Source organism: Bacillus cereus group sp. BfR-BA-01441, assembly GCF_022663075.1.
Lineage (GTDB): Bacteria > Bacillota > Bacilli > Bacillales > Bacillaceae_G > Bacillus_A > Bacillus_A cereus.
Window position 1 is genome coordinate 80,172 of sequence record NZ_JAKUEU010000014.1, and the last position, 9,766, is coordinate 89,937.

The following is a 9,766-nucleotide window of genomic DNA, read 5'->3' on the forward strand; positions in this document are numbered from 1 at the left end:
GGCGCTTTTTGTTATTTATTCTTAAACTTCTCAGTCGCTGCTCTCATCTTCACATTTAAATCGTGATCAATTGAGTCGCGAATATCTCGCTCTACTACTTCCATTTCTTTTTGGAAATTTTCCAAGTAGATTTTCAGTTCTTCTTCCTTCTCTGGTCTTTGTGAAGGTGGTAATTGTACTACCAACGATAACATGGCCGTTAAATCTTTCATTAAGAACGTTTCAAGTTTATGTTGTTGTTCAAACATGCGTTGCTCTTGATAGTACGGAAGTGCATTTAATACTGAAATTGTAATATCATCAACCGTTCTTTGTAATGAAGGATTTATTGAGCGTTTATACGCTTGAATTGTATTTAATGCGTCTGGATAACGGTCATAAAAATACAATTTGTAAAATGATAAGTCTGTCGGTTTTACAGTTTGCTGCGCTTCTTGTCTTAAGAAATCTTTCACTTTCATCGCAGCCACATCAATATCTTCATTCGTAAGCTTTTTCGTAGTTTTTGCCATTACATGCACTTTTTTCTGCTTTTCTTTCGGTAACATCGAGAAGACTTGCTCTCTCGTACGTTGACCTGATGCACAAAATAGAGTATTTAATGTATTTTGTTCTTTCTTTCCTTCGGTGCGAATCCAGCGATAAAACAGTGGATGTTGTGTAAATTCTTGTAGAAACGGTATTGATTTGTTTGATATCTTATCTAAAGAATCTTGCGCTCTTTTATATGGCTTCGTCCATGAAAAATACAGTTTCCGCCCGAAGTATACGACTAAAACAACGACAGTAAATGCTATTAAAAGCAATGTACCGAGTAGTAATAGTACTGTTTGAATGAAACTCATTTGTTCACCTCCTCTAATAATCCGTTATTTCCTTGGACGCTGAATGAGTTTCTGCTTCATCTCATCATTAAATGTGTCTAGTTCAATAACGAACTTCTTGCTTGACTCAATAATACGTTCTGACGATTTTTCAGATGCTTCAATTGCAGCGAACACATTTTGGAATGATTCACGTAATTTATCCATGCTAATAGCAGGGTTTTCAAGCAATTTCGTCGTTTCTTCTGTATTTTGTTTTAACGCTTGAGAATTACTTAATACCATCGATTCAATTGCTTCATTCGTTGCATTTACCGCATCAATTGTTTTACGTTGATTCGTTAATGCAAGCTGAATAGCAGCTGAAACTGTTACAACGTTTTGCGTCATCGTAATTGCATTACGTATTGCCTCTGTTAATTTTTCATTATTTTTCTTAATGATGTCTACAGAAGCTATAGATTGTAATAATACACTTTTCGCTTGCTGCATATTACGTGTACGTACAAGTATCTTTTCTAATGCATCGTTAATTAACGGAATATCCCTTTGACGCTCTGGGTTTTGTTTCTCAGCTTCAAGCATGCCAGCAAGCTTTTTCCCTAAGTATACTTGTTTATCAAGAGCATGAATTTTATCGTGCGATTGTTCTTTTAACATTTCAAGACCAACTGTATCCTCTTGTAAGTTATCACGACCAATTAGAAGGGATCTAATAATTTCCTCAATTTGCTTATCTATAGATTGATATTTATGCACGTATGTTTCAAGTGGATTTTTCTTAAATACTTTAAACATAATTTTCTTCATACCACTTGCTTTTAATGAATTCGGATCAAGCTCTGATACTACTTTGCGTAATTCTAACAATGTATTTGGAATTTCTTCATTCTTTCCATTCATCATCGCTGTGACAGGACGTTTTAATGCTGATAACGTTTGTCCTGCTGCTTGTTGTTCTTTATCCCCCAAATCTCCTAGCTGCGACAATACTTTCGATAAATCTGTATTTTGCTCGCTATTTAACTTTTGTACATAAAGATCGGCTTCTTTATTTAATTCATCAAGTTCTTCATCTTTTATAACTGTATCAACCACTACTTCTACATTATTATCTTTCACAATGGATACAGGTTCTTTTTTCTCGAGTTCAGTCAACAAAATCGCTCCTTTATTTATATGTGCGAATTTATATGCACTATATTTCATCAATTATATCGTATTTCATACACATTCTGATTGCTTGAAATCGATTTTTTTAGAAATGTCTGTTTATGCAGTCATTCCCTGTTTCTTACTATAAGTATACCTGTAATCAACATAATTTTCCTCAGACTTAAGACCTAGAGAACTACATGCTGAAGGCGGATTCTTCATATATTTCCTAAATAATTTACGTTCTTTTAATCGTGCTACACTCAATCTTTTGACATTCACCCGTTTTCAATGTGATAATTCTATTACACTCACTTCTATTTATTTTTGCGAGCTACAAATGCTCCCTTTTGAAACGCTAATAACACTGTTTCAAACGTATCATCTTCTTCAATCATTTTTATAAACTCATCTAATTCACTTGCATGAGAAGTTGCATTATCAACAACAAGAAAACCTTTTGGCTGTAACATACGTTTTATATGCTCAAACCACCACATGTATTGCGTGCGCTCTGAATCTAGGAAAATAAAATCAAATGAATGATCTAATTGGGAATCTAAAAATGCCCCTGCTTCTTGATTGTGAACATCAATCCTTTGTAAAAGGTTTGCCTTTTCAAAATTGACAAGTGCCTCTCCAACTCGTTCTGAAGAAAGCTCTACAGTTGTTACATTTCCATTTGTTTCTTCTACCGCATTAGCCAACCACAATGTAGAATAACCATTAGAAGTTCCAATTTCTAAGATATTTTTTGCATTACACCCTTTTACTAAAATTGATAAAAATTGCCCCATCTCACGAGAAACATTCCGTAATTTTTCTTCCCTTGTTTTTTTATTTCGATCATGCTCTTCTCCATATTGTTCAAGTTGTAATAATAATGAATCTACTGTATCCATTCTTTTCATCGCCTTTCCAAGCAATATGATGAAAAAGCTCTTGCTGCCCGTCTACTTTTTATTATATGCGAAACAAAAACCTTTTTCCTGTTATATGACAAAGATTTATAATTTTTTATAGCATATTGTTTCGTTTTTTGGTAAAGTTAATTTCTACGTGCAATTATTCCATTCATATTATTTCATATAAAAATTGCAGTTATTAAATTATATAAACCCCATTTAAATGAATCGGTATTTCAAATTCAATTAAGCGCCCTTTTCGGACGCATTTTCTTTGTTTATATATTTCCAGAAGAAAGGATGCTTACAAATGAACGTGATTAGCTTAGATGCTGCTCGAAAACGAAAGCAGCATAAAAAATTAATGATTACTATACCGATTATTACACGTATTTATGAAGAAGACGGGGAAATTAAATTTGAGGTAGCTGGCGAAAAAGATGTACCTCTTGAAATGTTAGAAAAATAATAAAAAACGCATTTCTGAAGAAATGCGCTTTTTTATATTTTTACATTTAAATGCATAAGTTTTTCAGGATTAACCATCATATAAATATTTGAAATCTTCTCATCCTCAAATGCAAACGAAAGAACATAAGTTACTTTATTATTTATTGTAACTATAACTCCTGGTATACCATTTACCATTTTGAAATCAACAGTGTACTCTTCTGTCAATCGTTGTGCAATCCCAAAGAACAAACGTATAATTCGATCTGCAGAATAAATCGGATTGATCGCAGTCGTAACTTTACCGCCACCATCAGCTTTGAGTATAGCATCTGTTTTTAATACTTCTAACATACCTTCCGCATCCCCACACTGTAATGATGCTACAAACTTTTCAACATAAGAAGCCATTTTCTCCGTGCTTAATTTTGATTGCTTCGGTTTCTCCAACATGCTTTTTCGTGCACGTTGAAAGATTTTTCTACAGTTCACACTACTCTTATCAACAATTGAAGCTATTTCTTCGTATTCATAACTGAAAACCTCTCTTAATATGAAAACAATCCTTTCTACCTCAGATAGTTGTTGTAAAAGTAATAAATATGCGGTGGAAAGGGATTCTTTCATTATAAATGACTTTGATGGCTCATCACTCTCGTCTACAAGTGGCTCTGGTAACCACATCCCTACATACACGTTACGTTTATGCGCTGCCGATCGTAATTTATCAATTGAACGATTTGTCGCCATCTTACATAAATATGCTTTCATATTTTCTATAGATTGAGGATCTTCTATATTATTTAGCGAGATAAATACATCCTGAACGATATCCTCAGCATCCATAACACTCCCAAGGATTCTGTATGCTAACGAAAATAATAATGGTTGATACGCTTCATATAACTGCTCCGTTTCCATGATGAACTGCCTCACTTTCATATTGCTTTAAAATGTGTAACGCTGCTCGTTTCCCGCTTGCTACCGCAGCATCAGCTAATATTTCATCATGCCCTGCCCAATCTCCTGCAACATAAACACCTGGCATTTCAGGTATATTAGGACCCGGCTTTTCAACACGGTCAATATGAGGAAAATCATGTACTACTGTTATTTTCGGTAAATATTGCTGTGCAACAACTTCTCTTTTCCAATTTGGGTGTAACAACTCCATCGTACTTTCCAACTGTTCTTTATCTTCATGAATATGATTCATCTCTAGCACAGGATTATGGTACTTAATTAGACTCACTGCAATTGATCCGTCTTCACTTAATTTAGCTGCTCTCGATTGATTTGTGAAAAATATAGGTTGATCTAATCCTAATACAAATTGATGTGTAGGATTGGGTAATTGTCTCAAGCCAATATCTAATGCACCAACAGTAACCGGTACCGATTGTTCACCCCATTTATGCAAACTTGTTCCTTCTGCACCTTTTATTATTTTACAAGCCTCTTTCGGCGGAGTCGTCACGATGACTGTACCTACTTCAAAAACCTCATCATCAACACAATGTATTCTTTGTTTACCTTCGGAATGCTCAATTTCCACAACATGCTTTTTAGCCAAAAACTGCACCCCGATATCATTTGCTATAGCTCTTAATTTTGTTATTATCGTCTTCCAACCACCATCTACATAAAGCACTCCTTCTTTTATAGAAAGCTGTATTTGCTTTAGTACAGATGATGCTAATTGTATTGTAGGAGCAAACGTATATGTTGTTGTCCGGCATAGCGCATAAAATATATTGCGAATCATTGGATCTTTTATTTCATTTTCTGCCCATGTAGTTAGACTCATTTTCGGAACTTCTCCTACATCTAAATTTCCTAAACGAATCATAAGACGTGAGAATTGTACTTTTGCAGACCAAGAAAGTAGTGGTGTTGATAAAATTGAGCGAAAATCTGTTGGGATGGTGAATATATCCCCTTTCCATATTCCATGTGCTTTTGTAGATGGTATTCCACCTGGAAGAGTCATACCGAGCTCATTAAAAGTTATAAACGCTGCCCCGCCTCTATATAAAGCATGTGCACCAAGATTCATGCAGATTCCATTTTTATTTATAGTCATCCCTCGGCCACCGAATTGACTGGACTTTTCTAATACAATCACTTTCTTTCCAGCTTTCGCTAAATATATAGATGCTGTTAATCCAGCAAGCCCACCGCCAACAATTGCTACATCAAATTTCTTCATAATAAAATCCCTCCTCATCGTTCTACATACAAGACGAACGATTAAGGAGGGATGTGACATAAAAATAAATTTTTATTACCCTACTATATTTCATTACTTTTTAATTCGGTCATATTGCATACGAAATAACTCAATTGCAAATGGAATATCCTCTTCACTCTTTATATAATAACTGATCCATCCTGATTCAGGTAATATGTGATGTGGTTTTACCAATCCTCGGTTCACTAATTCATCTCGCTTTAACTTCGGAAATGGTAAATCAGCTAATTTATCACCATGAAGATGGCCAAGTTCTTTCTTACCATAATTTATTTCAATACCACCAAATCGATGCGGTTTTTCAGAAACACCCGCCCAGCTGAGTACTTCATTTCTAATCATTTCACTAAATGACATGAACATTCACTCCTTATAAATGATTGATGTAATTTTAAATTAACATTTTCATTACTTTTTTCCATCAATCCAAAGTATGAATGGGAATACGAATATAGTTTGGTCTTAACACCTTATTCTTTATGGAATAAGTGAATTTATTAAGCTACCGATAACAGCACAAAACAAAGACTAGACACATATCCTAATTTTGTAACCTAACTTACCTATAGAAAGGCGGGTAATACAATTGACTGTCAACATCGACTATACCTCTCCCTCAACCAATTTTACTTTTGATGTAAATAAAAGTAATTTTTTTCAAAAAGATGCCCAAAATTATATAAATGTACTTGGCATTAAACAATTAAATACTTTAGAAAATACTTCTTTATTAGATATTTATTTAAGTACAGGAAATGTTGTAGAACCACATATTCATCAAAATGCAGCTGAACTTGTTTATTGTATTTCAGGGTCTGCTGTTGTTTCTTTACTTAATCCATTTACGAATCAAATATTAAACTTACCGATAAAACCGGGGCAAGTTGCTAACATTCCACAAGCGTGGTGGCATTATGAAATTGCTACAGCTGATAATACTCATTTATTAGCCATTTTCAATGCCCCAGCGCCAGAAGTTATTTTCGGTTCTGATATTTTAAGATTAACTCCGGCTCATATGATGGCCCATACTTACTGCCTCAATGAACAACAATGGAAACAAGCGGTTTCTCCTATTCAATCAACTACTGTTATTGGCCCTCCGGCAAACTGCAATCAAAACCGTGGAATGAAAAATTACCCAACCCAGCCCCTCCCTCAACAACATAATCCGTATCACCAAGATTCTTATTACTTTCCTCTTTACTGGGGCTATTAATTTGTAAATTTTTAAAAGAATCATCATTTATCTCCTAGGAAAATACCGAGGAGATTTTTTTATTGTATGTTCTCTTCCTATTAATAATAGTAACAATTGATAGTGTACATACATATAATATTTATATATTAAATTGGAGGTGATAGTACTATGAGTAATTATAACTATCGAAAAAACTACTCTTATAATAAAAATAGTAGCTCTTCAGCATCCTCTCAATCTTCCAATTCTCAATCTTCCAATTCCCAATCGCAAAGAGACTTAGCCGAGCAAGGCTATGTAAAGAAAAAAGGATGTAACTGTAATAAAAATAAATAGTTTATTTTATGGATGAATTCTTTTTTAAAAGAATTCATCTTTTTTTTGCTGATCGGAAATTTTTAAAGTTACATAACTTATGCCTTAAATGAGGAAGGGTAAATTATACTTTTTTATACGAACTTAATAAAGAGTAATTGTTCAATTGATTTATTACTTATTTCCTCAAAAAATATAGTCCTTCCTAAATTTATTAGGAAGGACTATATACAAACCCCTGTTTAATTTCCTACTAAACATTGTAACAAATTAAACGATATTAATACCTGCACTTACAAATCCAGCAACTGCAGCTATTGGACTTGCTGCTGTTAATGAAACATACAGTAGTATTTTATCTCCAGCCGCTACTGGAATAGCTTCAGCAATGATTCCTGATGCTGTAGAACCAATCGCTATTGCGGCGAATGCTGGTGTTAATAAAAGAGGTGCGCCTTGTACTGTAAACGTATTGCTTGCTGCAGGTGCAGTTAATATTTGTATTTGCACTTGAACAGGTGATAATGGAGCTAATGCAGCTGTTGCACTAAAGAAACCAGCTAATGACGTAATAACCCCTGCGCGTGGTGCTACAAATGCATAATCACCTACACCTAATGCTAATGTGATACTTGTTCCACCCGTTAATGCTACACCAGGCTGACTAAATCCAAATCCAAGAAGAGTTCCTGTATTAGCTACTAACGCGTTAACTAACGCAGATGGTGTTGTACCTGAAGCAAATGGAATAATAGCTCCGCCACCAGTTGCTCCTGTTGCACCAGTTAAGCCTGTTGCACCAGTTAAACCTGTTGCTCCCGTTGGACCTGTTGGACCTGTTGGACCTGTTGCTCCTGTTGGGCCTGTTGCTCCTGTTGCTCCCGTTGCTCCCGTTGCTCCCGTTGCTCCGCCACCAGTCGCTCCTGTTGGACCTGTTGGACCTGTTGGGCCTGTTGGGCCGCCTCCTGGAGTAGCACCAATTAATTGAGTTAATAAGTTTAATAAAAGTTGTAAGCTTGCAGGGTCAATAATTAAAGAGAAGAAGAATGGTGCAAGAGCACTGTAGAATTGTTGTAATAAAGAAAGTAATTGACTTAGATTTGGGTTAGGAGATTGTAGTAAATTAATAATACTTTGAATTAATTGTTTTAAGAAATTCCCTTCTGGAGAAGGTGCTAATTCATTTAGTAAGTTCAATAGTTGAGTAAACAAATTGAGTAAAGCTAATCTGTTTGCATCACTTGGATTTGCAAAAAACGCTGCAATAGCCGAAATTAAAGAGTTTAGTAAAGTAATTAATCTACCTAATTGCTCACTAGTAATTGGAACTGTCTGTGGATTGTTACAGCAATCTGGAGTGAAAACAATCGGATTATTGCAGTGGTTATGACCGAAACAATTATTACTTGTCATTTATGTCCTCCTTACTTGTTTTATATTTGAGTTTTTCCTATTATAAGGATCATAAAGTTGTAAAAGAGTATGTGTTATATATTGACTTAAAATAGGAAACATGAAATATAATTAAACTTGCAAACGCTATTTAATTATGTTCATGACTCACATATTAATTATATGTTTTTAATAATTGACTGCTTAGATTAAATACCTAAACTTAAGAGTTTATTTTATTTTTCCACGTTTATCTCTTAGGTTCAAAGACACATTTTAATTTGAATACAAAAAACCGAATTTACGATTAACATATATTCCGCAAGTAATAACATCATTTTTTCATATAAATAAAGAACATTTCTTTACTAAAATTGGGCTCACCTTATAAAGGTGAAGCCGTTTCTATTATAAAAAACTCTCATACAATATAGTGGACAAGTTATTTTATACTTCGTTCTAATAAAATATTGTAAGGAGTGAAAATTAATTGCCTATCATTCAACCATTTATGGCATCTAGAAGATTTACATCTACACTAGGAGCCGGCACAGGTACAGGTGCAGCTTTTGCAATTGCTGCCACAGCTTGTTTAAACGATGCGGGTACTACTGCAACCGCTTTTCCGACTTTCACGTATTACAACTTATATGTGAACGGTATTCTTCAACCAAGCGTGAACTCCAGTGTTACTACTGGTCCTACTGGTGCTATTACAATTCCTGGTGGGGATGCATTAGACGGCGGAATTCCAATTACAATTGAATTTATCGTCACTTAATGTTAACGAATGTAATTCAAAACAAAAAAGACAGATTCCTTTTCATTAAGAATCTGTCTTTTTTAATTAATAATAATAAATTGTAAAATAATTGAAGAACCTTGCGATGGTGGTTGGTTATCCAATAAAATTAGTTTACCAGTACTAACTTCATAGAATGGTTGTGGTTGCAAAATTCCATTGATAAACAAATTTATATACGAAACCTCACTAGGTGAAAGTATATTCGTTGTACCATATTGAGCTATGCCATCTGCATCTGTATATATAAGTTTCTCTCCATCTGAAAAAGTGTAAAATAACAAATTAGTTGTTGTTATAAGGCCAATCCCCCCAGTAGGACCTGTTACTCCTGTTATTCCCGTTGCTCCTGTTGCTCCTGTTACTCCTGTTGCTCCTGTTGTCCCCGTTGCTCCTGTTGCTCCTGTTATTCCCGTTGCTCCCGTTGCTCCCGTTGCTCCTGTTGCTCCTGTCGCTCCTGTTACTCCCGTT

11 protein-coding genes are annotated in these 9,766 nt (G+C 34.7%); 3 read left to right on the top strand and 8 right to left on the bottom strand.

Features of this window, described 5'->3' with window-relative positions:
• Positions 1 to 11: 11 nt before the first annotated feature.
• From MR107_RS08895 to MR107_RS08905, 3 genes are all read right to left on the bottom strand, one after another.
• Positions 12 to 845 carry a DUF3974 domain-containing protein gene (locus tag MR107_RS08895; protein ID WP_000008371.1) on the bottom strand — a complete coding sequence of 278 codons (834 nt, stop codon included), beginning with the start codon at positions 843 to 845 and terminating at the stop codon, positions 12 to 14.
• A 24-nt stretch (positions 846 to 869) separates the two neighbouring features.
• Complete coding sequence (locus tag MR107_RS08900) at positions 870 to 1,982, bottom strand: toxic anion resistance protein (protein WP_000137402.1); 1,113 nt, start codon at positions 1,980 to 1,982, stop codon at positions 870 to 872.
• 314 nt (positions 1,983 to 2,296) lie between these two features.
• The gene (locus MR107_RS08905; protein WP_002182747.1) at positions 2,297 to 2,890 is read right to left on the bottom strand and encodes an O-methyltransferase; all 594 of its coding nucleotides are present in this window, start codon (positions 2,888 to 2,890) and stop codon (positions 2,297 to 2,299) included.
• Between the two features lie 304 nt (positions 2,891 to 3,194).
• Between MR107_RS08905 and MR107_RS08910 the strand changes: the two genes are divergently transcribed.
• On the top strand, positions 3,195 to 3,353 hold the full coding sequence (locus tag MR107_RS08910) for a hypothetical protein (protein WP_001100984.1): 159 nt from the start codon (positions 3,195 to 3,197) through the stop codon (positions 3,351 to 3,353).
• A gap of 32 nt (positions 3,354 to 3,385) precedes the next feature.
• On the opposite strand, the gene MR107_RS08915 is transcribed toward MR107_RS08910, so the two are convergent.
• The 3 genes from MR107_RS08915 to MR107_RS08925 all read right to left on the bottom strand — a co-directional run bounded on the left by MR107_RS08915 (position 3,386) and on the right by MR107_RS08925 (position 5,942).
• The gene (locus tag MR107_RS08915; RefSeq protein ID WP_048656580.1) at positions 3,386 to 4,255 is read right to left on the bottom strand and encodes a sigma-70 family RNA polymerase sigma factor; all 870 of its coding nucleotides are present in this window, start codon (positions 4,253 to 4,255) and stop codon (positions 3,386 to 3,388) included.
• The gene (locus MR107_RS08920; protein WP_048656581.1) at positions 4,233 to 5,543 is read right to left on the bottom strand and encodes a phytoene desaturase family protein; all 1,311 of its coding nucleotides are present in this window, start codon (positions 5,541 to 5,543) and stop codon (positions 4,233 to 4,235) included. Before MR107_RS08920 ends, MR107_RS08915 begins: the two co-directional genes overlap by 23 nt.
• Positions 5,544 to 5,636: 93 nt before the next feature.
• Positions 5,637 to 5,942: a luciferase domain-containing protein gene (locus tag MR107_RS08925; RefSeq protein WP_048656582.1), complete on the bottom strand. Its 306-nt coding sequence runs from the start codon at positions 5,940 to 5,942 to the stop codon at positions 5,637 to 5,639.
• Positions 5,943 to 6,171: 229 nt separating this feature from the next.
• Between MR107_RS08925 and MR107_RS08930 the strand changes: the two genes are divergently transcribed.
• Complete coding sequence (locus MR107_RS08930; RefSeq protein ID WP_000217700.1) at positions 6,172 to 6,804, top strand: cupin domain-containing protein; 633 nt, start codon at positions 6,172 to 6,174, stop codon at positions 6,802 to 6,804.
• A 567-nt stretch (positions 6,805 to 7,371) separates the two neighbouring features.
• On the opposite strand, the gene MR107_RS08935 is transcribed toward MR107_RS08930, so the two are convergent.
• A complete protein-coding gene (locus MR107_RS08935; protein ID WP_242292260.1) occupies positions 7,372 to 8,514 on the bottom strand; it encodes an exosporium glycoprotein BclB-related protein in 1,143 nt (380 codons plus the stop codon).
• Between the two features lie 469 nt (positions 8,515 to 8,983).
• Between MR107_RS08935 and MR107_RS08940 the strand changes: the two genes are divergently transcribed.
• Positions 8,984 to 9,274: a DUF4183 domain-containing protein gene (locus tag MR107_RS08940; RefSeq protein ID WP_001121647.1), complete on the top strand. Its 291-nt coding sequence runs from the start codon at positions 8,984 to 8,986 to the stop codon at positions 9,272 to 9,274.
• A 62-nt stretch (positions 9,275 to 9,336) separates the two neighbouring features.
• On the opposite strand, the gene MR107_RS08945 is transcribed toward MR107_RS08940, so the two are convergent.
• A partial coding sequence (locus MR107_RS08945) for a DUF4183 domain-containing protein (protein ID WP_242292261.1) occupies positions 9,337 to 9,766 on the bottom strand: 430 nt, incomplete at its 5' end.